The organism is Paenibacillus nuruki (assembly GCF_963311185.1).
Classification (GTDB): Bacteria; Bacillota; Bacilli; order Paenibacillales; family Paenibacillaceae; genus Saccharibacillus; species Saccharibacillus nuruki.
The window spans coordinates 1,441,642-1,463,821 of sequence record NZ_OY725677.1; the positions used below are offsets into that span (position 1 = coordinate 1,441,642).

20 protein-coding genes are annotated in these 22,180 nt (G+C 38.8%); 17 read left to right on the plus strand and 3 right to left on the minus strand.

From position 1 onward, the window contains the following. Positions 1-74 precede the first annotated feature (74 nt). The 15 genes from RCP16_RS06475 (at position 75) to RCP16_RS06545 (ending at position 15,687) form a co-directional block, all read left to right on the plus strand. Positions 75-689, plus strand: coding sequence for a YdcF family protein (locus RCP16_RS06475; RefSeq protein WP_308641926.1), 615 nt, complete (start codon positions 75-77; stop codon positions 687-689). A gap of 29 nt (positions 690-718) precedes the next feature. Continuing rightward, positions 719-1,363, plus strand: coding sequence for a hypothetical protein (locus RCP16_RS06480; RefSeq protein WP_308641927.1), 645 nt, complete (start codon positions 719-721; stop codon positions 1,361-1,363). Between the two features lie 90 nt (positions 1,364-1,453). Beyond that, complete coding sequence (locus tag RCP16_RS06485) at positions 1,454-2,350, plus strand: aldo/keto reductase (protein WP_069328120.1); 897 nt, start codon at positions 1,454-1,456, stop codon at positions 2,348-2,350. A gap of 514 nt (positions 2,351-2,864) precedes the next feature. Beyond that, entirely contained in the window at positions 2,865-3,842 is a 978-nt protein-coding gene (locus RCP16_RS06490; RefSeq protein WP_137221656.1) for a LacI family DNA-binding transcriptional regulator, read from the plus strand. Between the two features lie 36 nt (positions 3,843-3,878). Next, on the plus strand, positions 3,879-4,784 hold the full coding sequence (gene rbsK, locus RCP16_RS06495) for a ribokinase (RefSeq protein ID WP_273594140.1): 906 nt from the start codon (positions 3,879-3,881) through the stop codon (positions 4,782-4,784). Then, the gene (rbsD, locus tag RCP16_RS06500; protein ID WP_308641928.1) at positions 4,784-5,194 is read left to right on the plus strand and encodes a D-ribose pyranase; all 411 of its coding nucleotides are present in this window, start codon (positions 4,784-4,786) and stop codon (positions 5,192-5,194) included. The genes rbsK and rbsD overlap by 1 nt, the downstream gene beginning before the upstream one ends. A gap of 58 nt (positions 5,195-5,252) precedes the next feature. Continuing rightward, entirely contained in the window at positions 5,253-6,734 is a 1,482-nt protein-coding gene (locus tag RCP16_RS06505) for a sugar ABC transporter ATP-binding protein (RefSeq protein WP_308641929.1), read from the plus strand. 1 nt (position 6,735) lies between these two features. Continuing rightward, complete coding sequence (gene rbsC / locus RCP16_RS06510; RefSeq protein WP_308641930.1) at positions 6,736-7,704, plus strand: ribose ABC transporter permease RbsC; 969 nt, start codon at positions 6,736-6,738, stop codon at positions 7,702-7,704. 34 nt (positions 7,705-7,738) lie between these two features. Further along, positions 7,739-8,665 (plus strand): ribose ABC transporter substrate-binding protein RbsB, encoded by a 927-nt coding sequence (rbsB, locus tag RCP16_RS06515; protein ID WP_069328114.1) that lies wholly within the window; start codon positions 7,739-7,741, stop codon positions 8,663-8,665. Positions 8,666-8,928: 263 nt separating this feature from the next. Further along, a complete protein-coding gene (locus RCP16_RS06520; RefSeq protein ID WP_308641931.1) occupies positions 8,929-10,068 on the plus strand; it encodes an SLAC1 family transporter in 1,140 nt (379 codons plus the stop codon). Between the two features lie 202 nt (positions 10,069-10,270). Beyond that, on the plus strand, positions 10,271-10,702 hold the full coding sequence (locus RCP16_RS06525) for a hypothetical protein (protein ID WP_308641932.1): 432 nt from the start codon (positions 10,271-10,273) through the stop codon (positions 10,700-10,702). Then, complete coding sequence (locus tag RCP16_RS06530) at positions 10,699-13,125, plus strand: molybdopterin-dependent oxidoreductase (RefSeq protein ID WP_308641933.1); 2,427 nt, start codon at positions 10,699-10,701, stop codon at positions 13,123-13,125. The genes RCP16_RS06525 and RCP16_RS06530 overlap by 4 nt, the downstream gene beginning before the upstream one ends. An 86-nt stretch (positions 13,126-13,211) precedes the next feature. Next, positions 13,212-14,324 carry an SLAC1 family transporter gene (locus tag RCP16_RS06535; protein WP_308641934.1) on the plus strand — a complete coding sequence of 371 codons (1,113 nt, stop codon included), beginning with the start codon at positions 13,212-13,214 and terminating at the stop codon, positions 14,322-14,324. 157 nt (positions 14,325-14,481) lie between these two features. Then, the gene (locus tag RCP16_RS06540; protein WP_308641935.1) at positions 14,482-15,210 is read left to right on the plus strand and encodes an SDR family oxidoreductase; all 729 of its coding nucleotides are present in this window, start codon (positions 14,482-14,484) and stop codon (positions 15,208-15,210) included. Positions 15,211-15,264: 54 nt separating this feature from the next. After that, positions 15,265-15,687 (plus strand): MerR family transcriptional regulator, encoded by a 423-nt coding sequence (locus RCP16_RS06545; RefSeq protein WP_241669287.1) that lies wholly within the window; start codon positions 15,265-15,267, stop codon positions 15,685-15,687. Positions 15,688-15,848: 161 nt separating this feature from the next. Here the strand turns inward: RCP16_RS06545 and RCP16_RS06550 are convergent, their stop codons facing one another. The 3 genes from RCP16_RS06550 to licT form a co-directional block, all read right to left on the minus strand. Beyond that, entirely contained in the window at positions 15,849-17,309 is a 1,461-nt protein-coding gene (locus tag RCP16_RS06550; RefSeq protein ID WP_273594132.1) for a glycoside hydrolase family 1 protein, read from the minus strand. A 254-nt stretch (positions 17,310-17,563) separates the two neighbouring features. Next, positions 17,564-19,444: a beta-glucoside-specific PTS transporter subunit IIABC gene (locus RCP16_RS06555; protein WP_308641936.1), complete on the minus strand. Its 1,881-nt coding sequence runs from the start codon at positions 19,442-19,444 to the stop codon at positions 17,564-17,566. A gap of 259 nt (positions 19,445-19,703) precedes the next feature. Continuing rightward, the gene (licT, locus tag RCP16_RS06560; RefSeq protein ID WP_069328105.1) at positions 19,704-20,561 is read right to left on the minus strand and encodes a BglG family transcription antiterminator LicT; all 858 of its coding nucleotides are present in this window, start codon (positions 20,559-20,561) and stop codon (positions 19,704-19,706) included. A gap of 352 nt (positions 20,562-20,913) precedes the next feature. Here licT and RCP16_RS06565 point away from each other — a divergent pair, with 352 nt between their 5' ends. After that, positions 20,914-21,258 (plus strand): hypothetical protein, encoded by a 345-nt coding sequence (locus RCP16_RS06565; protein ID WP_241669288.1) that lies wholly within the window; start codon positions 20,914-20,916, stop codon positions 21,256-21,258. After that, entirely contained in the window at positions 21,201-22,133 is a 933-nt protein-coding gene (gene yidC / locus RCP16_RS06570; protein WP_137221677.1) for a membrane protein insertase YidC, read from the plus strand. Before RCP16_RS06565 ends, yidC begins: the two co-directional genes overlap by 58 nt. Positions 22,134-22,180: the final 47 nt, after the last annotated feature.

Sequence of the window (22,180 nt, forward strand, 5' to 3'; positions counted from 1 at the left end):
AAATAAGTATCCAATATTAATACAAATTACATAATTATTTCAAAAAGCAGCTAAGCTTGTATAAGGAGCAAATCATGTTTAAAAGGTTGAAAATAATATTCGGGCATGACCTATTCAAAAGATTGATCGTTACAGGAATGTTTGTGTTTATACTTTCGTTTAGTATCATTGAATCTATGATTATATCTGGCTTTAAGATCAATGATACTCAAGTCAAAGATATAGATTATATGATTATTCTGGGTTCCGGGCTTAGAGGTTCTGAGCTTTCGATCATCTTACAACAACGAGTAGATACAGGAATCGTATATCTCAAACAGCATCCTGATATTCCTGTTATTGTATCAGGTGGTCAAGGTCCAGGTGAAGATATCCCGGAAGCAGAAGCAATGAGTCGGTACCTAGTCAATCAAGGAATCGATCAGAATCGTATTATTCAAGAAAATCGTTCGACCAGCACGTTTGAAAACTTAACATTTTCTAAAGATATTTTGCAATCGAAAGGTGTAAATAATGCTTCCATTATAATTGTTACAAGCAATTATCATCTTTATCGTGCTGAAATGATTGCTTCTACGCTTGGATACAACGTGCACGGCATAGCAAGTCCATCTCTAAGGTATTTGCTACCGCAGAATATGCTACGTGAATATCTGGCGATGATTAAAGCAATGTTACAGCTTTCCTAAAATATTGAGGTATAAAAAGGAGTGATCTAATGAGCGAATTTACGATTGGACATTTAATTCAACGCAAACATAGCGATCTATTGCAGGATGTTAATCCTTTATTTATAGGTCACCTGAATGACAAATGGACACTGTTTTTTATGAAAGATACAGGGATTTATAAAAGGATTCCCGAATCTATTTATGATATTTCGAATACGATACCTGTATTACATTTTGATAACGCAGAAGATCATGGGTGGAGTTATGAGATTGTATTTAAAGGCAAATCGCAAGCTAAGTTTGATTACAATTATGAAATGGAAGATATGGCGTTATATCAATTAGCATTAGATCGTTATCCAGAAGAAGATCCAGTGGAATTGTTATATACAAACCCTGATTTTGAAGGGGTTCGTCAACAATTGCTAGATGAATTACATAATAGTGATATCTATCAAGAGCAGATCAATAACCTTTTTAAAGAGTGCAACGTGGAACAATTCAGTCTGTTTGAAGTAAGTGCAGAACAAATCCAACAATTAAAAACAATAATGACGCAAGAACATGAAGAACAATTGGAATTTATGCATGATTTGGTGGATCAATTTAAAGAAATATTGAACCTTCAGCAAATGAGTTGGATCAATCCAGAACGACTAGAAGATGATGATCTTGAGTTGGAACTAGAATAACCAAAGTACATTATTTTCCAAGTGAGTGATTACGCTTACAGCTGAAGGGTAATAAATTAGCGAATCGATATGACCAAGGAGGTTACAGTAATGGAAAAACGTAAATATGGTAAAACGGATATGGAAGTTAGTGTGCTCGGATTTGGTGGTTCTGAAATAGGAAGCGGAGTTAGTGAAAGTGATGTTAAACAATTGCTCAATAGTGCACTCGATGCAGGCTTGAATGTGATTGATACCGCAGAATGCTACGGGCAAAGTGAAGAATTGATAGGTAATACATTAGCTCATCGTCGAGATGACTATTATTTGTTTACTAAATGCGGACATGCCGCAGATTTCGATGCTCCTGATTGGGACCCTGTGATGTTGGAACAAAGTATAGACCGCAGTCTTAAACGGCTCAAAACCGATTATGTCGATGTGATTCATTTACATAGTTGCTCTGAAGAAGTATTACGCCGTGGTGAAGTGATCGAAGTCTTGCAACGTGCCAAACAAGCAGGCAAAACACGTTATATTGGTTACAGCGGTGATCATACGAATGCACTATATGCGATTAATACAGGTCTTTTTGATAGTCTAGAAACATCTGTTAATATTGCAGATCAAGAAGCGATTGCACTTACGATTCCAGAAGCGCGTAAGCATGGTATGGGTATTGTAGCGAAGCGTCCGATAGCAAATGCAGCATGGACTCTTGAAACTGTAGGCCCACAAGAATATCCTTTTGTCTATTGGAATCGTTTACGTGATCTTAATTATGGATTTTTGCAAGATGAAGAAGTTCAAAAAAGTATAGAACGTGCTTTACGTTTTACGTTGAGTATTGAAGGTATAGATACAGCAATTGTCGGAACAACGAAGCCAAGTCGCTGGACAGAAAATGCTGCTTTGCTTAAAGAAGGTGCATTACCTAAAGAACATTTTGAAGCGATACGTAGTCGTTGGGAAGAAATTGCAGAGCCAGAATGGGTTGGACAGACGTAAACTTATAAATTTTACTCGAAAAACTAAACTGTGAATCTGTACATCAACGGTTAAAATAAAGATTTCCCATCTTATAGCTATACTAAATAAGTACCCAGCTATCTTCTTATGAGATGATAAGAGGATAGCTTTTTTGTTATTTTTTTGTGCATGGAATATTCAATCAATCGAATCGTTGCTTAACGAATAGGGTTTATTTAAACGTATAATAAGTCCACTGGATGATTATCTATTTTGCAGGTGAAACAATCTAATTTAAATAATCATTTAACTAAATATCTGCAATGAATAAAATTTCAATACATGAAAAATTCATAATAGAAAAAGATAAGTTTGTTTTGTTACTGTACAGATTATGCACACTTATACATAACTCTACACAAAGAACGAAAAAAGGAAAATCATAACTATCCACCTTCATCAAATAAATTAAAATCTAAAATAATAGTTGTCAAACGCAAAAGGATATGATAATTTATATCTGTAACCGGTTACACATTGAGGTGAAAAGAAAATGACAACGATAAAAGATGTAGCACGCCATGCAGGTGTTTCTGTTGCGACCGTCTCACGTGTTATTAATGAGACAGGCTATGTACATGAAGATACACGGCGCAAAGTAGAAGAATCTGTTCAACAATTGAACTACACACCTAATGAAGTGGCACGTTCTTTATATAAACGCAAATCCAGATTAATTGGTCTATTGCTACCTGATATTACGAATCCTTATTTTCCACAGTTAGCTCGCGGAGTAGAGGATCGGATGCAGGAAAGTGGATTCCGCTTAATCTTTGGCAATAGTGATGAAAGTCAAACCAAAGAACAAGATTACATACAGACTTTTGTACAAAATAATGTAGTCGGTGTGATCTCATCTACCAATGATCCAGGAACAGCTTCTTACCGTTCACTCAAAATTCCCGTTGTTTTTCTAGATCGGATATCGAGTGATCGTCCTGCTGTCTATGCAGATGGCCGAGAAGGTGGTCGACTTGCAGCCCAGCAAATGATCCAGCGTGGAAGTCAGCAGATTACAGTGATGCAAGGGCCGATTCATATTCGTCCTGCTCAAGACCGTTTTCAAGGAGCGATAGAAGTGTTGCAAGATATGGGCATCCATTATCATACAACACAGACTTCTTCTTTTTCATTTACAGATGCAGATCGCTGGGCAAAAGAATTGTTTGAGCAATACCCTGATACCGATGGAGTGATTGCAAGTAATGATATTGTAGCTACGGCTGTCATTCAAGAAGCATATCGCTTAGGTAAAAAAGTACCTCAAGATGTACAAATTATCGGATTTGATGATATTCCGTTAAGTAGTCTATTATCGCCAGCATTGTCTACGATTCGCCAACCGGCATACGATATGGGCAGAGCGGCAGCTGATTTATTAATTCAATTGATTGAAGGTACAGCAGGAGAACAACGCATCATTCAAATGCCAGTGCAATTTATAGAACGGGAAACAACTCGTAAACTTTAATCTGATCAAGTAGAAATAGAAAGGTGGAATTGTATTATGACTCAATCTCAACAAGTTTCTTCTAAAGCTAAAATCTGTGTAATCGGTAGTTGTTCTATGGACTTGGTAGTAACTTCATCCAAACGTCCAGTTGCGGGGGAAACGGTTCTTGGAGAAAGCTTCAAAACCGTTCCGGGCGGTAAAGGTGCTAATCAAGCTGTCGCTGCTGCACGTTTAGGAGCAGAAGTTACAATGATCGGCCGAGTAGGCGATGATCATTTGGGAGCAACTATTTTACAAAATTTCAAAGATAACAATGTTAATGTAGACTATGTGGAACCGGTTACAGATATGGAAAGTGGAACAGCACATATTATTTTAGCCGATGGAGATAACAGTATTATTGTAGTGAAAGCGGCAAATGATCATGTGACTCCAGATTATGTAGCTCAAGCGATTGAAGTGATTCAAGCTTCAGATATCGTTATGATTCAGCAAGAAATTCCAGAAGAAACAGTAACCTATGTTAGTCAAATTTGTGCGGATGCTAATGTTCCTTTGTTATTAAATCCTGCACCAGCACGCCCTGTGAATGACACTGTGATTAAGAATTTGTCTTACATTACTCCTAATGAACATGAAGCAGCTGTTGTTTTTGAAGGACAGACGTTAGAAGAAGCATTACGTCAACATCCTAATCGCTTATTTGTAACCGAAGGCAGTAATGGGGTTCGTTATTATGATGGACAGCAAGAAGTAGTTGTACCTACTTATAAAGTAGAAGCTATAGATACCACTGGCGCAGGCGATACCTTTAATGCAGCTTTTGGCGTGGCTCTAGCAGAAGGGCAGTCTTTACAAGATGCATTACGTTTTGGTAATCGAGCCGCCTCTCTTTCCGTTACCAAGTTTGGCGCACAAGGTGGAATGCCAACACGTCAGGAAGTTGAGGAACAATTGTAATGAAAAAGAATGGAATTTTGAACAGTCATATTTCGAAAGTATTAGCTGATCTTGGTCATACGGATTATATCGTGATTGCAGATGTAGGATTGCCTGTACCTGATGGAGTACCTAAGATCGATCTGGCATTGACTTATGGAGTACCCAGTTTTCGTGATGTGGTTCATGTTATCTCAGAAGATATGGCAATTGAACAGATCACCATTGCTGAAGAAATGATAGCGCAGAATCAAGATACATTTTTATATATGCAACAAAAGTTCGATCATATCCCATTGTTGAAATGCAGTCATGAAGAGTTTAAGTGCTACAGTCAACAGGCTAAAGTGATTATCCGTACGGGTGAGTCTAGACCGTATGCCAATTGTATTTTGCATGCAGGTGTACATTTTGGAACGGCAGCGCGTTAAAAGTATAACTTCTTCATAAAGTAGAAATAGCACAGCAGATTTAAAGGAGGCATTGTATATGCAGATTCAAATGAATGGTATTTACAAATCCTTCGGTACAAACCAAGTCTTGAGCGGAGTCGATTTTGATCTCCGCGCAGGCGAAGTTCATGCACTGATGGGTGAAAATGGAGCTGGCAAATCAACATTAATGAACATTTTGATTGGTCTGCATGAGCGTGATCAAGGAACGATTATTATAGATGGTCAAGAAACGTATTTTGATAATCCAAAAGTCGCTGAACAAAAAGGGATCGCTTTTATCCATCAAGAGCTTAATATCTGGCGTGATATGACGGTACTTGAGAATTTGTTTATTGGTAAAGAGCTAACGTCTAAGTGGGGTTTACTGAACACCAAACAAATGAAAACGCTAGCAAAAGAACAATTACGTAAATTAGCAGTGGATTTACCGTTACAAGGCGAAGCAGGAGATTGTTCAGTTGGACAACAACAGATGATTGAGATTGCCAAAGCGTTAATGACAGATGCAAAAGTGATCGTAATGGATGAACCGACTGCGGCTCTAACGGAGCGTGAAATTCAGAAGTTATTTGAAGTGATTATAGCGCTCAAAAAAGAAGGCGTATCAATCGTATACATTTCGCACAGAATGGAAGAAATATTTGCGATTTGTGATCGAATTACGATTATGCGAGATGGTAAAACAGTCGATACCAAAGAAATCCCACATACTCATTTTGATGAAGTGGTCAAAAAAATGGTTGGACGTGAGCTGACTGAACGTTATCCTGCACGTACACCACAACCTGGCGAAGTGATTTTGGAAGTGAAAGATGCTAGTAAAAAAGGGCAGTTCCAGAATGTAAGCTTTTCGGTACGAGCTGGCGAAATTGTAGGTTTTTCTGGACTAATGGGTTCAGGACGTACAGAAATTATGCGTACCTTATTCGGACTGGACACGCTAGATAGCGGAGAAATCTGGATACGTGGTAAAAAAGTCAATATTCGTAGACCGGATGATGCAGTGAAACATGGCATTGGCTTTATTACCGAAGATCGTAAAGACGAAGGGTTAGTGCTCGACTTTTCGATTCGTGAAAATATGGCGCTACCTAACTTATTTAGTTTCTCTTCCAAAGGATTTATTTCAACCAAAAAAGAAGCTGAATTTGTAGATACATTAATCAAACGTTTACAGGTCAAAACCCAATCCGCAGAAACGCCTGCACGTAGCCTTTCCGGTGGTAATCAGCAAAAAGTTGTTATCGCGAAATGGATTGGTATTGGACCTAGTGTATTGATCTTAGATGAACCTACCCGCGGAGTCGATGTAGGAGCGAAGCGTGAAATTTATCAATTGATGAATGAACTTACCGATCGTGGTGTAGCCATTATTATGGTGTCCTCTGAATTGCCAGAAGTATTAGGGATGAGTGATCGCATTGTAGTCGTACACGAAGGCAAGATAAGTGGCGAACTATCCAGTCAAGAAGCTACACAGGAAAATATTATGACGTTAGCTACAGGAGGACAGTAATATGACAACAATAACGAAAGAAAAACCAGATAAAAATTTCAAATTATCAAATGTAACACAGAAATTAGGTCCATTACTTGGATTTATTATTCTAGTGATTATTGTATCGGTATTGAATCCAGACTTTTTGGAACCGCTTAATATTTTGAATCTGTTGCGTCAGGTAGCGATTAATGCGCTGATAGCTTTCGGTATGACCTTTGTTATTTTAACAGGCGGTATTGATCTATCGGTAGGTTCGATTCTTGCTTTATCCAGTGCATTTGTAGCGAATCTGATGTTAGCAGGTGTAGATCCGATTTTTGCCATTATTATCGGATGTGCAGCAGGTGGCGTCATGGGTATGGTCAATGGATTGATGATCACTAAAGGTAAAATGGCTCCGTTTATCGCAACATTAGCTACGATGACCATCTTCCGTGGATTAACACTTGTCTACACTAATGGTAATCCTATAACAGGGCTTGGCGATAGTATCGCATTTCAATTGTTCGGTCGTGGATATTTCTTAGGAATTCCTGTACCAGCGATCACGATGGCACTTGCATTTATTGTATTGTGGGTCATTCTTCACAAAACTCCTTTTGGTCGTAAAACGTATGCAATTGGTGGTAATGAAAAAGCCGCTATCGTATCTGGTATCAAAGTACCACGTGTTAAAATTATGATCTACTCACTTGCTGGTGCATTGTCTGCTCTAGCAGGAGCAATCTTAACTTCTCGTCTAAATTCAGCACAACCGACAGCAGGTACATCGTATGAACTGGATGCTATTGCAGCTGTTGTATTGGGGGGTACAAGCCTCTCCGGTGGACGTGGACGAATCGTAGGTACACTGATTGGTGCTCTTATTATCGGTACGTTGAATAATGGTCTGAATTTGTTGGGCGTATCTTCGTTCTATCAAATGGTCGTTAAAGGGATCGTTATTGTAATCGCAGTATTGATTGATCGCAAAAAATCTGCATAATCCGTTGATTTTAAAAGGAAAAGAGGAATCCAGTATGAAAAAAGTTATACCTTTACTTGCTATTGTCATGACTGTTATTTTACTAGCAGGGTGTTCACTTCAACCTCCAGCATGGGCAAAATCAAAGAAATCAGCAAATGCAGGCGAGATTAAGATTGGTCTCTCTGTATCTACTTTAAATAATCCATTTTTCGTATCACTTAAAGACGGTGTAGTCAAAGAAGCCAAAAAACTCAATATTGAAGTGATCGTTGTGGATGCGCAAAATGATTCAGCTAAACAAAGTAATGATGTCGATGATTTGATTCAGCAGGGAGTCGATGCATTATTGATTAACCCGACTGATTCAGCCGCCATCTCAGCCGCTGTTCAATCTGCCAATACTTTAGATATTCCGGTTGTGACTTTGGACCGTTCAGCTGACAAAGGAGATGTCAAAGCTCTAGTCGCTTCAGATAATGTCAAAGGCGGTAAGATGGCAGCTGAATACATTGTCAAAGAACTAGGTAAAGATGCTAAAGTGATCGAATTACAAGGCGTACCGGGTGCATCGGCTACTCGTGAACGGGGTAAAGGGTTCCACGATATTGCAGATAAAGAGTTAGATGTAGTCGCTAGTCAGGCAGCAGATTTTGACCGTACTAAAGGTCTAACCGTTATGGAAAATCTACTTCAAGGAAATCCAGATGTACAAGCTGTCTTTGCTCATAATGATGAAATGGCACTAGGTGCGATTGAAGCGATTCAAAGCTCAGGCAAAGATATTCCTGTGATCGGATTCGATGGTAACGAAGATGCGCTCAATTCGATTAAAGATGGTAAATTAACAGCAACAGTCGCACAACAACCTGAACTGATCGGACAAATGGCAGTTGATGCTGCTCGCGATGTTCTACAAGGTAAAACAGTTGAAAAATCTATTCCAGCTCCATTGAAATTAGTAACGAAAGAAAATCAATAAAAACGTATGACTTCGCTAAATCAAATAAAGGAGAAGGTCGATATATTATTGACCTTCTTTTTTTGCGTTTTAAAAAGAATACGTATACTTTATATAGAAAGTAAATTATTTCTCACCTAATCTCAACCTAACATTACTTACATACTATGCTATACTAAAGCTACTATTTATTTTGAAATAACAGGTTACTACTACTTAGATATAGGCACTATTTACTGAAATATAATTTATTTCTGTATCACTCGAAAGGAAGATCAATAGGGATGCTGATTATTTTGATGCTGGCTTGCATCATTGTTGGATTAATGACTACACATACGTATAGGCGTAAATCAGATATGCCAACCGCCGCAGGAAGTATACTGATGGTTGGAGGTATTTTTATACAAGGAGCTTGGGGTGAATTAACAGGATTGTCTGTGTACTCTTATGCTACATCGGCATTAGTGATTCTTTTGATTGCGATCTGGATCTATCTATTACTGGGTTATATCACTTCGATTCGTAAAGACGAATTTTATGCTATCCATTTAGCTGATCCTGTGGGTCGGTTTGCAATAGGGACATGGATTGCGGGAACTTCTATTTTACTGATCACAATCTATACTTCATTTCCATCTTCATGGGTCTATGAAACGGTATTGATTCTAGCAGTCATGACTATCGGATTATGGATATTCTTTATGTACTGGGTAGTGAAAAGTATGATCGATATTGCTAAAATGCAAGCTGGACGGCATGTTCATGGCATTGTATTATTGGCTACCGTAGCAACACAATCGATTGCGATGTTATTGTATGATATTTTTGGACATAGTGAAGCGATGTTGATTATTTGCCGTCTGCTGATTGGTTGGGGACTGGTCTTATATGTAGTGTTAGCTAGCTTAATGATCTATCGATATGTACGGTATGCTTGGAATACAGCAGATCAATCGCAAAGTAATAATGTAATGATGTACGGTGCATTAGCCATCACAGGAGTGGCTGTTATTGAGACATCCAGTTGGACACCGAGTAGTGTATCGATATTATGGTGGATATCGCTAGCTGTATTACTTGTCGTGGAATGTATTGAGATGATTCGTGCTGTGATGAGAATAAGACGAAATGGCTGGAAAACAGCGGTAGGAACATATGATGTGACACAATGGAGTCGGATATTTACGATCGGTATTTTTAATCTATTTACATGGCGTCTCATCAGTATGAATTCAAGTTCAATCATGAATGCATCACTAGCGAATCTACAGATGAGTGTAATGATCGTAACTGCTGGTATGATGGTCATTTTGTTAATCTGGCAATGTGTACTATCGGTTGATGCATTTGTACATCGTCCTGTCGTTGCAGAAGTGCCAGTTCAACGTATCCCACATGTACATTCAAGAAAAATGAAGTAATATCATAATCATAGCAAAAAGCGTATAGACGACTTTCTAACGAAGGTGCTCTATACGCTTTTTTTGTTTATGTTACAGAAAATCGATCATAAAAAAATGTATATATAGACATATATGTGAGTGATTGTGGGTAATAATATAGAAATAATTTGAGCTTTATTCTAGAAAGGTAAGCTAAATCATATCATGATGGAGGGAAATAATGAATTTTTTGACAACACATTTAGAGCAAATATCGAATGATATCAATCAGATATTAGAAAAAACAGAACCGATGAAACACCCGCTTATCGAGCTGATTCGCTACACCACCCATGAACAGCGTGAAGCGCTAGATCACCTACTAGCTCTACAAGAATCAGGCCAGCATTCTAATCCTGATTTAGATAAAATCCGTCCTTATCTCGCGATCATTTATCAAAATAATGAGGTGAGTGAGCCAACGATGCGTGCTTGGGTGCGAGCGGTAGAATGGATGCCTTCTTTTGAGACTGAATATATTGAAGAGATTGAATCGTTATATCGTAGTATTCGAGCACAGCTTAATAATATAGCCGATCTCATGAAACAACATTATGGTGAAGCAGCTATCAAATATCTTATTCCATCTTTTTATCTGGGGGTGCAAGTATGAGCTGGCAAGACGAACGTATTGATATGAATGTATATTCTCAAGGTGAAGTAGACCGCTGGGTATATAGTACATGTAATATTTGCTCGGTAGGTTGTGGCTGTCATGTCGCTGTCAAAGATAATCAGATTGTTGGAATTAAAGGCAATGGGAACCATCCTATTAACCGTGGACGATTAGGTCCTAAAGGTGAAAATCAATGGTATGCCAATAACAGTCCCGATCGATTATTAACTCCTTTGATTCGGAATCATGCAGGGCAGTTAGAACCAGCAAGTTGGGAAGAAGCTATGGCACTGATTGTGACCAAAGCCAAAGCGTCTATAGCGAAGCAAGGTGGTAATAGCATCGCTATCTATTCCACAGGACAGGCTTATCTAGAAGACTATTATACAATTGCCAAAATTGGACGTGCTGGTCTGCATACCCATCTGCTAGATGCCAATACTCGTCTTTGTACAGCGACAACAGAATTTTGTTTGTTGCAATCTTTTGGAGCAGACGGTACACCGGCTTCTTTTGATGATGTAGATGTTACAGATACGTTAATGTTATTTGGACACAATGTGGCAGAGACAGGTACAGTATTGCATGAACGAATTATGCAACGTAAAGAGCGTGAAGGTCATCCTTATATTATTGTTGTTGATCCTCGCCTGACATTGACAGCTCGCAATGCTGACTTACATTTACAACTTCGTCCGGGTACTAATGTTGCCTTATTAAATGGATTGACGCATATTTTGATTCGAGATGGTTATGTGGATCAGTCATTTGTTGATCAGTATACGATTGGTTATGATCATATGGCAGCCGCCGTCCAGGATTGGACACCAGAGCGTAGTTCTGAAGTGACCGGAATCCCTGTAGACCAATTAGAGGAAGCCGGGCGTGTAATTGGTCAGACTACTTCTATGGTAACCACTACATTACAAGGTACTTTTCAAAGTGCAGATGCAACAACTGCTTGTGTAGCGATCAACAATATGCACTTGTTACGAGGGCTGATTGGTAAGCCTGGTTGTGGGCCTTTACATATGGCAGGACAACCAAGTTCCTCAGCGAATCGGACAGCAGGTGGAGTGGGTACTTATCCAGCACAACGTAATCCGATGAATCCTCAGCATATTGAAGAGATGGCGACTTTATGGAATGTAGAACCAGATACATTGCCGACAGGTCCGGAAAAAGGAATAGAAGAGCAGATTGATATGATAGAAGAAGGAAAAGTCACTTTTTTCTGGAATATTGGCACTAATCCTATGGTTTCTTTGCCTAATCGTCGTCGTGCACGCAAAGCGTTAGAAAAGATTTTTGTGGTTGTACAAGATCCTTTTTTAACAGAAACAGCAAAAGTAGCAGATGTTATTCTACCTGTGGCGTTATGGGGAGAAAAAGAAGGAACAATGGAAAATGCAGATCGTACAATCAATATTTTGCGTAAAGCAGTAGAACCACCTCAGGGAGTCAAAAGTGATCTACAGATTTTACTTGATTTTGCTGATCGAATGGAGTTAAAAGACAAAGATGGTCAACCGTTAATTGGTTATTCTACACCTGAAGAATGTTTTGAAGAATGGAAAAAAGTATCTAGCGGTCGTCCATGTGATATGACAGGTATGACTTACGATAAGCTTGAGCAATCCAATGGACTACGCTGGCCTACCAATGATCAACATCCAGAAGGGACACCAAGATTGTACAGTGATTATAAGTTCCCCACACATGCTGATTATGCGCAAAGTTATACCAAAGATCAATTCAGTGGGCGACCCTTATCTCATGATGAATTTGTCAAAAAAGAGGCGAATGGACGGGCAATTCTACATCCAACTCGCTATCTGGCACCCACGGAACAACCAAATCAAGATTATCCGATGTGGCTTACAACTGGTCGGTTAGTATGGCACTGGCATACCCGTACCAAAACAGCTCGTGCTCCCCACCTACAGATGGCTGCACCAAATGGTTATGTAGAAATACATGAAGATGATGCCGCAGCGATGTCTATTGTACAAGGGGAAGTGGTACGGATTCGATCCCCACGGGGCTGGATTGAAGTACCTGCTCGGATTGGTAAAGCGGTGCAAAAAGGATTGGTATTTGTACCTTTTCATTATGGAAGCTGGGAAGGTAATCAAGCGGCTAACGAGTTAACTGCTGATTTCACAGATCCATTGTCCAAACAGCCTACATTCAAACAAGCCGCTTGTCGAATCGAAAAGTTACGCAAAGAACATATCGTAATCGGCGAAGAATCGGCTGAATATATTGCCGAACAATATAATATGACTGTAGAGCATCTGTTACAAGCCAATCGCTTAAATACACCGTATGATATTCAAATGGGACAATCGTTAGAAGTACCGATCTCTGTTCTTAACACACCTGTTCCACCGTATATCCCGCAACGAGGTCGAGCATAATCAATAAGAATGAAGTGAAAGCTAAACGTGCATTTTATAGATCACAGCATATAGATTATTTCGATCATAGATAAAGGAGAATAATCATGCTTATAGGTTTGCTACTACTTTTTATCATTGCGATTATGATCACATGGAGTAGCAAAAAGGATGTACCTGTTGTACCAACAGCCACTAGTAGTATTGTCATGGCTCTAGGTATTTTTATACAAGGAGCCTGGCAACAGCTATCAGGTTACAGTCCAAAGAGTATATGGACTTCTCTGTTAGTGATAATAACTGTAGGGATCTGGCTATATTTGTTAGTAAGCTATATCGGTTCTATTCGCCGGGGTCGCTTGTATCAAGACCATCTAGCTGATCCTGTTATGCGGTTTGCTACTGGAACATGGGTGGCAGGTACATCCACATTATTAATTGCTATTCATGCCTCATTTAATCACTTTATTTTAAATGAAATTATTCGCATTATAGCTATTCTCAATATAGGATTATGGTTAGTTGTGTTATATGTAATGTGTCGGGGTTGGTACCAAATCCTGCATCAATCTCAGATCCACCGTGTACATGGCATAATATTGCTGTCTACCGTATCCACGCAGTCTATCGTGCTCTTATTACATCAAATATTTAAGATCGATAATCTGTTATGGCTTCATCAGACTCTTATTATTATAGGGCTGATATTTTATATATGGAGTGTGATGTTGATTGTCTATCGTTATTGGCATCATCGTCATCCTATAGTAGAGGAGTGGACAGATCCTAACTGTATTCTGTACGGAGCACTTGCTATTACCGGAGCGGCTGTACAAACCGTTCATGCTTGGTCTGATGTAGCGATTATTTATTTATGGTGGATCACGTGGATAATATTGATTATCGTTGAAGGAATAGAAGTGGTTCGTGCTATAAGACGTATTCAAGCTAAAGGATGGAGACAAGGGATTGGCATCTATAATACCGCACAATGGACTCGTTTATTTACATTAGGGATGTTTTATTTCTTTACTTTGCGTATCTATCCGTTATATCAGCAGTATACTGAATCACGATGGGCGCTTGAAATGTATCGTTGGATTTTGACAGGGGGTTCATGGATCATTAGTATATTACTTGTGATCGAGATTGGACTTGCTGTTCAAGCCCTATGGCATCACGCGCAGAGAAAGAGAGCAAAAACAAGCAATATGCCATAAAGATGAAAGAAATCTATCATTATTAGAATAGTTAAAAATAGAAAACTATTCGAGTTACCTATTCTTTTGCGAGAAAGCGACTTGACTTGGAGTATACTCCAAGTAGTAGAGTGTGTATAGAACCACTTCATCTACTACTAGAAAAGAGGGTATATACATGAGTCAGAACAAAACAGTGTTCATTACAGGAGCCAACAAAGGAATCGGTTATGAGACAGCGCAACAATTAGGTCGTCAAGGATATACAATACTGGTAGGAGCTCGTGATGAATCTCGTGGGCAAGAAGCGGTCGAAAACTTGTTGACGCAAGGAATAACAGCTCATTTTATACAGTTAGATGTTACAGATACAGCAACGATTGAATCAGCTTCCAGATACATTGAGCAACAGTTTGGTTCGTTAGATGTATTAATCAATAATGCTGGTGTTTCTATTGATGCCATGTCACCACCAAGTCAATACAAAGTAGCAAATATGCGTCTTGTGTATGATACCAATGTATTCGGAGTCGTTGAATTAACCCAACATATGTTACCTTTATTACAGAAGTCTTCTGCTCCACGCATTGTAAATGTATCCAGTGGATTAGGTTCTTTGACTCAAAATAGTGACCCTAATTATGAATATGCTGCTTTTAACGGATTAGCTTATGCCAGTTCAAAAGCAAGCTTAAATGCTGTAACCGTAATGTTTGCGAAGGAATTTAAAGACACTACGCTTAAAGTGAACGCAGCTGATCCCGGGTATACAGCAACTGATTTTAACGACAATACAGGGCCACGTTCTGTAGAACAAGCGGCAACTATTATCGTAGAACTGGCTACTTTGGATGAAACAGGTCCAACAGGACAATTTTTCGATGAAAATGGTGTTGTACCGTGGTGATATACATTTAATCAAGGAGATGACAATAGACGTATGATCGATATTCCTGAACACATGACATCTATTAAGGAAGCTGCTGAATTGACTGGACTGAGCGAAGACACTATTCGCTATTATGAAAAGATTGGGTTACTACCTTATGCAGATCGTCAGCCCAATGGACATCGAGCATACAGTAAGCAACAAATTCAAGGAATCATTTTTCTAACCCGACTCAAAGCGACAGGGATGACGTTGGAACAGATGAAGAATTATCGCGAATTAGCGGTAGTCGGTAAAAGCACATTAGACACAAGATTACAAATACTCAAAGAGCACCATCTCAAAGTCAAACAAAGTATTGCCGAGTTGATGGAGACACAACGCTTTTTGGAATATACGATAGATCATTATATAGAAACAGACCAGAATCCAGATATCCACAATCACGAATGTGATGCTGTCGTTAGTGAAAGAATGTTAGCTAAACATAGGTAAATGGATATCAACACATAAAAAAGACGTATCTTCTTTGAAAAGAGGATACGTCTTTTAATATGAAATATAATACTCTTTCTTGTTAGTTACCTGAAGATTGATGATCTAGTCAGCTAATCGCTCAGAAAGAGTATCATAGTATCATCTTTATATCATCGGTCTTATAGCTCTGCACCGTTTGTAGCAATGACATTTTTGTACCATTCAAATGAATCTTTTTTCGAACGATTGAGTGTACCATTACCATCATCATCTTGATCGACATAGATAAATCCATATCGTTTAGACATTTCAGAAGTTGACATACTCACAAGATCGATAGGACCCCAGCTTGTATAACCCATCAATTCTACACCATCGGCAATCGCTTCACGCATTTGTTCGATATGTTTGCGTAAGTATTCGATGCGATACGTATCATGGATGGAGCCATCTTCTTCTACTTTGTCAAATGCACCGAGACCATTTTCAACGATAAATAATGGTTTTTGGTAGCGATCATAGAAGTTGTTAAGCGTGACACGTAGACCGATTGGATCGATCTGCCAGCCCCAATCTGAAGCTTCCAAATATGGATTTTTCACACCGCCGAATAAGTTTCCAGCTGCTTTGTCACCCTCTGTACTTGTTGTTACCGTGATCGACATGTAGTAACTGAACGAAATATAATCGACAGTATATTTTTTGAGGATTTCATCATCGCCATCTTCTTTTTGAATCACGATATTATTTTCAGCAAAATAACGGTTCATGAATCTTGGATATTCACCACGTGCATGAACATCTGTAAAGAATAGATTCATCTGGTTATCATGTTGCGCTTGACGAATATCTTCTGGGTTACTGCTGAACGGGTAAGTCTCCATACGTGCTAACATACAACCGATTTGCGAACCTGGAATAATTTCATGACACAATTTAGTAGCGATTGAACTAGCTACAAATTGATGATGCAATGCTTGATACATCGCTTGTAGTTTGTTTTCTTCACGGTCAATAACGACACCGCCACCTGTAAAAGCACTGATCGTTAACACATTGATTTCGTTAAACGTTAACCAGTATTTAACTTTATCTTTGTAACGTGTAAATACCGTCTCCGCATAACGTGCAAAATGGTTTACGACTTCACGATCAACCCAGCCGTTATATTTTTCAGTTAGACCGAGTGGAGTCTCATAGTGAGAAAGAGTCACCAACGGTTCAATATTATATTTACGCAACTCATCGAATACATTGTCATAGAATTGTAGACCTGCTTCGTTTGGTTGCTCATCATAACCATTTGGGAAAATACGTGCCCAATGAATCGAAAGGCGGAACACTTTGAAGCCCATTTCGGCAAACAAAGCAATATCTTCTTTGTAACGGTGATAAAAGTCGATACCATCACGTTTAGGGAAGCGTGCTTCAAATTCACCACTTAGAATTTGTGCAATACGCTCAGAAGAAATTTCCATAGCATGGTTTGTAATACCACGTTCTTCTTTTGGAATATAAGCGATCATATCCGCACTGGATAGACCTTTACCATCTACATCGTACGCGCCTTCTAATTGGTTCGCTGCTGTTGCTCCGCCCCATAAGAAGTCTTTAGGAAATCCTTGTTGTACATTCGTCATGTTCATTACCTCTTTCGTCATAGAGTATAAAAAAATATAATTGAGAACAATGCTGATCAAGCGAAAATACCCTATACATAACAAAAACCTAAACAGAAAATGCAAGGAAGTCTCTTATTAAGAGCACCTGTACACGATCCATTTAGGTTTTGCCTGCATGACCAGTCACAATCCTGAGTTATTTAATTATCTATCCTTATTGTAATACACAAGAATAGCGTTTTCAAGCACCTACCATAAATCTAACGTGAATCTTAGACAACTGCGGTTAACAGATAGTCTTGATTGTTCACTTCTGTTTCAGACGTTTTGAGGACATCAAGATAGCTGGCTGCATTGGTTACAATAACAGGCGTAGCTAGTACATAACCAGCGGCACGAATCTGCTCGATATCGAATTTGAGCAACAATTGTCCTTGCTCCACCACGTCGCCTTCTTTAACCATTTTTTCGAAAAATTGACCTTTCAGGCGAACGGTATTCATGCCAACATGAATCAACATTTCGGCACCATCATTAGAAGTGATTCCAATCGCATGTCCTGTCGGGAAAACAGTTGTGATCGTACCATTCACAGGTGAAGTCAATAGACCTGAAGTCGGTTCTATCGCAATCCCTTTACCCATCGCACCTGAAGAGAAAGCTGGATCTTCAAGCGATTCAAGCGGTAGGGTCGTTCCTTGTAGTGGGCTGATAATCACTTCTTTTGCAATCACAGAAGCAGTGGTAGCAGTAGAGGTGTTTCCTGTTGGAGCAGGAGTATTATCTACAGTTGCTACGGTAGCTTCTTCTTTGAATCCAAGAATATATACTAAAAGACCAGCTAGTACAAAAGCGACCAACAGTCCAATAATAACAGCAACAAAACCAGTACCAATATACGTAGGCAAAGCAAGCAAACCTGGTAAAGCAAATGCGATCGCTCTAGAACCACCGGCACCGATAATAGCGCCACCTACAGCACCAGCAATACAAGCATAGATAAACGGTTTTTTCAATTTCAATGTAATTCCGTAAATCGTTGGTTCTGTAATTCCAAAAATAGCTGCAAGCGTAGAAGAACCTGCTAATGCTTTGGTATCTTTATTTCTAGATTTGAAAAATACACCTAATGTTGCACCGGCTTGAGCCATAACCGCAGCTGTAAGCATCGGCAACATCGGATCAAATCCGTTTGCTGCGATATTTCCAAGCATAATCGGAACAAAGCCCCAGTGTACGCCGAAAATAACAAATACTTGCCAGAATGCACCGGCTATACCACCTGCTAGAATTGGACTCAAATTATAAATCCATGTAAATCCAGAAGCTAATCCTTGACTGACCAAATGACCTACAGGTCCAAATACCAAGAATGTTAACGGAATAACAACTAACAAAGCGACCATCGGTACCAAAATATTTTTGACCGATTCATGGATAAACGAACTTGCAAATCGTTCAACATACGATTGTACCCATACCGCCAAAATAATCGGAATAACACTGGATGTATAGTTAACCAGTACAATAGGAATACTGAGGAACGATAGACTTATACCACTATCTAACGCTGTCAGAATCGTAGGATAGACCAGCGCACCTGCAATCGCAATCGACACAAACTGATTGGTTTTGAATTTGCGAGCTGCTGTAACAGCTAGGAAGATCGGTAAGAAATAAAATACGCTATCTGAAGCCGCATTAAGAACAAGGTATGTTCCAGATGTATTATCTAACCAGTGAAGTGCTAGAAAAAGAGCCACTAATCCTTTCAGTACCCCTGCGCCTGCTAATGCTCCAAGGAGAGGAGAGAAGATACTGGAAATAATATCAACCGCTTTACCTAGAACATTCGTATCTTTATCTGTAGAAGTGTTTTGCGCTTCAGTTGATTTTTCTACATCTTGTAGATTGGTTTCCGCCATAATTTTATCGTACACCTGACTTACCGAGTTGCCGATAACCACTTGAAATTGTCCACTATTTTCAACAACGGTAATCACACCCGGTGTTTTTTCTAAAGTAGCTTTATCTGCTTTACTGGAATCTTTTAATTTGAAACGTAGACGTGTTGCACAATGGAATACCGAATTGACATTCGATTCTCCGCCGACCAGTTCGATAATTTGTTTGGATAAATCTTGATTACTCATGATTGATAGCTCCTTTGGTTAATAAATACATCGCTAATAATAATATCCTCACTACATGTTGGCCGACATGTGTGGAAGGAAAGCTTAACTGTACGATAAAAGAAAAAAGAGAAGTTGCCGGCGCTCGTATTTTCTTTTATGAACAAGAAAAACCTAAACTCGTGGTGAAATAGACATCGTTTGAGCACGTCCTTTTCACCATCAGTTTAGGTTTTGCCTGCATAACCAGTCACAATCCTAGTGGATGGAATGTATTCAATTATGATTGTTCTTCTTCAATCGTTGTGCGCTCGGTCACCCGGTGAATATGAATCGTAAGATATACATATTCGTCTTTGCTTAAAGATTGCTGGTACGTTTTTTCCAAATAGTCATTGATTTTACTTACACATTCAAATGCTTTGACATATGCTGTTTTGACTTGATTATACAGGAATTCTTCACCGCTATAATGAATCTCTTTACGCAATAGTCGCATCGCAAAGTATTGTAGATGTGTCACAAAGCGAGAGTAGTTGAGTGACGATTCATCCAGTACAATTCCATAATGGTAAGTCACAATATTCAGTACATGTTGTACAATCTCGGTCATTTTAATTGTAGCTTGCATTTCGTTGCCATCCATACGTGCATTTACGATATGAAGAGTGATAAAACCAGCTTCATCTTCGCCAAGTGAAATGCCAGTGCTGTCTTTGATCATTTGCAGCGCATCTTGACCTACACTATATTCTTTTTTGTAAAAGCGTTGAATTTCAAAAAGCAATGCATTTTTGATATGAAGCTTCTTCTCATGACGTTCCAGTGCAAAATGAATATGATCTGTTAACGTAAGATAAATATTATCGCTCAACGTGGTACCTAGAACTGTATTCGCATGGTTCACTATTTCATTCACCAGCTCCAAATGAGAGACAGGAATTTCATTTAATAACTCGGTTAATTTAGCCGTAAATTCGTTCTCATTTAGCATAAAGATTTTATCGATTTTATGATCGTCAACTGTATCGCCAATAACTTTTTTAAAAGAAATCCCTCGACCCATAACGATAATTTCTTTGCCTTTTTGATTTTTGGTCAGTAGCACATTATTATTTAATATTTTCTCTATAATCATAATCTTCCACCTACAATTCTAAAATAAACGGGCTAATCGAATGCAAAGGATATAGCTATACATGAATATAGATATAAAAAATGCCCGAAATCATTCCAATACCATTTTTCTACAAAATGATATTACAATAATCTCAGGCATTGCCCGCTTGACCGGTCACAATCCTTTAACTGACTTTATTGTAGTATATAATAAAAGCGATTACAAGAGCGATTCACAGATTTTTTGTAAGGTTTGTACTTTAGTCGTCAAATAACATGATATTGTCGTAATTTGTCTTATGTAAAAAGGATGTAGTAATGTTATAATTAACATATCAACTATCGCAGGATAGGAAAAGGAGGTGAATTCCTTGTTTGAAATGCATGATTGGATTCCGTATTTATTTTCGATTGGTCTATTGATTACAGTCAGCTACGGATATATTGCTCATCTCTATTGTGGAATTACTGAGTTTTGGATCAGTAGCAGGCAAGTGCGTGGACATTACGATCTACCTTTACTGATTTTAAAAACAATACATCGTACACCGATTACACTGGCGCGCATGATACGCCGCAAGGAAGCTCCTGATGAAGATGCAGGAGATTGCCCATCCTCGTTGAGCCATAAGCAACAACATCAACGAGGAGGAACAACATGCAATTATTCAAGGGATTCACACTTACGGGGAAAAAGGGTCGTCTTTACGGCTTAGCACTTGGCTTGATCATGATGATGTTATTAGCAGGATGCGGTACCACATCTGTACAAGAAGTAAATTCAACAACACCAGGATTTTTTACTCATTATGTTGTCTTTCCATTAACCTATAGTATGGAACATATTGCTACATGGTTCGGTGGAAGTTACGGTCTGGCGATTATTATTTTGACACTTGCTGTACGTTTTGCTTTATTCCCTTTGATGATGCGTCAAGCTAAAGGTCAACAGGGTATGAAACGCAAAATGAGTATTATGCAACCAGAACTAGATAGGTTGAAAAAGAAATATGAAAACAAAACAGGTGCAGAAGACAAGCAAAATCAACAAAAAGAAATGATGGAAATCTACAAAAAGCATAGCTTTAACCCGCTAAATATCGGTTGTCTGCCAATCTTAATTCAATTGCCTATCCTATCCGGAATGTATACAGCAATTCGTGCGACACCTGAACTAGCTTCTCACTCTTTTCTCTGGTTCAAATTGGGAGAGCCCAACTGGATTATGGCGATTATTGTAGCTTTACTGTATATGCTGCAAGCTAAAGTATCGCAATACAATATGACACCTGAGCAACAAAAACAATTTGCAATAATGGGTTATTTGTCCCCAATTATGATGGCATTTTTCTCATTCAGTGCTCCTGCGGCAATGCCGTTATACTGGATGGTTAGTGGCTCGTTCTTGTTAGTACAGACATTATTATTCCGCAAAATGTATCCGAATAGTATTCCTGTACAGACAGCACTTGAGATCGAAGTAGAACCTGAGCCTGAAATGCTAGAACCGGCTAAGATTAGCAATACAAAAGCTAAAAAGTTAGCTCGACAAGCTAATCAAGCGAAAAATAATAAGTCTGCTAAAGCGTAATAGGCACAATAAAGGTTACCATCACAAAAGGTCATCACTCTTTTTCA

Bases quoted from the DNA above. Each gene is read 5' to 3' on its own strand.
- RCP16_RS06480 (WP_308641927.1), top strand. From the start codon at position 719: ATGAGCGAATTTACGATTGGACATTTAATTCAACGCAAACATAGCGAT.
- rbsC (WP_308641930.1), top strand. From the start codon at position 6,736: ATGACAACAATAACGAAAGAAAAACCAGATAAAAATTTCAAATTATCA.
- RCP16_RS06520 (WP_308641931.1), top strand. From the start codon at position 8,929: ATGCTGATTATTTTGATGCTGGCTTGCATCATTGTTGGATTAATGACT.
- licT (WP_069328105.1), bottom strand. From the start codon at position 20,561: ATGATTATAGAGAAAATATTAAATAATAATGTGCTACTGACCAAAAAT.
- RCP16_RS06550 (WP_273594132.1), bottom strand. From the start codon at position 17,309: ATGACGAATGTACAACAAGGATTTCCTAAAGACTTCTTATGGGGCGGA.
- RCP16_RS06535 (WP_308641934.1), top strand. From the start codon at position 13,212: ATGCTTATAGGTTTGCTACTACTTTTTATCATTGCGATTATGATCACA.
- rbsB (WP_069328114.1), top strand. From the start codon at position 7,739: ATGAAAAAAGTTATACCTTTACTTGCTATTGTCATGACTGTTATTTTA.
- RCP16_RS06540 (WP_308641935.1), top strand. From the start codon at position 14,482: ATGAGTCAGAACAAAACAGTGTTCATTACAGGAGCCAACAAAGGAATC.
- RCP16_RS06555 (WP_308641936.1), bottom strand. From the start codon at position 19,444: ATGAGTAATCAAGATTTATCCAAACAAATTATCGAACTGGTCGGCGGA.
- RCP16_RS06545 (WP_241669287.1), top strand. From the start codon at position 15,265: ATGACATCTATTAAGGAAGCTGCTGAATTGACTGGACTGAGCGAAGAC.
- RCP16_RS06475 (WP_308641926.1), top strand. From the start codon at position 75: ATGTTTAAAAGGTTGAAAATAATATTCGGGCATGACCTATTCAAAAGA.
- RCP16_RS06530 (WP_308641933.1), top strand. From the start codon at position 10,699: ATGAGCTGGCAAGACGAACGTATTGATATGAATGTATATTCTCAAGGT.
- RCP16_RS06485 (WP_069328120.1), top strand. From the start codon at position 1,454: ATGGAAAAACGTAAATATGGTAAAACGGATATGGAAGTTAGTGTGCTC.
- rbsD (WP_308641928.1), top strand. From the start codon at position 4,784: ATGAAAAAGAATGGAATTTTGAACAGTCATATTTCGAAAGTATTAGCT.
- rbsK (WP_273594140.1), top strand. From the start codon at position 3,879: ATGACTCAATCTCAACAAGTTTCTTCTAAAGCTAAAATCTGTGTAATC.
- yidC (WP_137221677.1), top strand. From the start codon at position 21,201: ATGCAATTATTCAAGGGATTCACACTTACGGGGAAAAAGGGTCGTCTT.
- RCP16_RS06525 (WP_308641932.1), top strand. From the start codon at position 10,271: ATGAATTTTTTGACAACACATTTAGAGCAAATATCGAATGATATCAAT.
- RCP16_RS06505 (WP_308641929.1), top strand. From the start codon at position 5,253: ATGCAGATTCAAATGAATGGTATTTACAAATCCTTCGGTACAAACCAA.
- RCP16_RS06490 (WP_137221656.1), top strand. From the start codon at position 2,865: ATGACAACGATAAAAGATGTAGCACGCCATGCAGGTGTTTCTGTTGCG.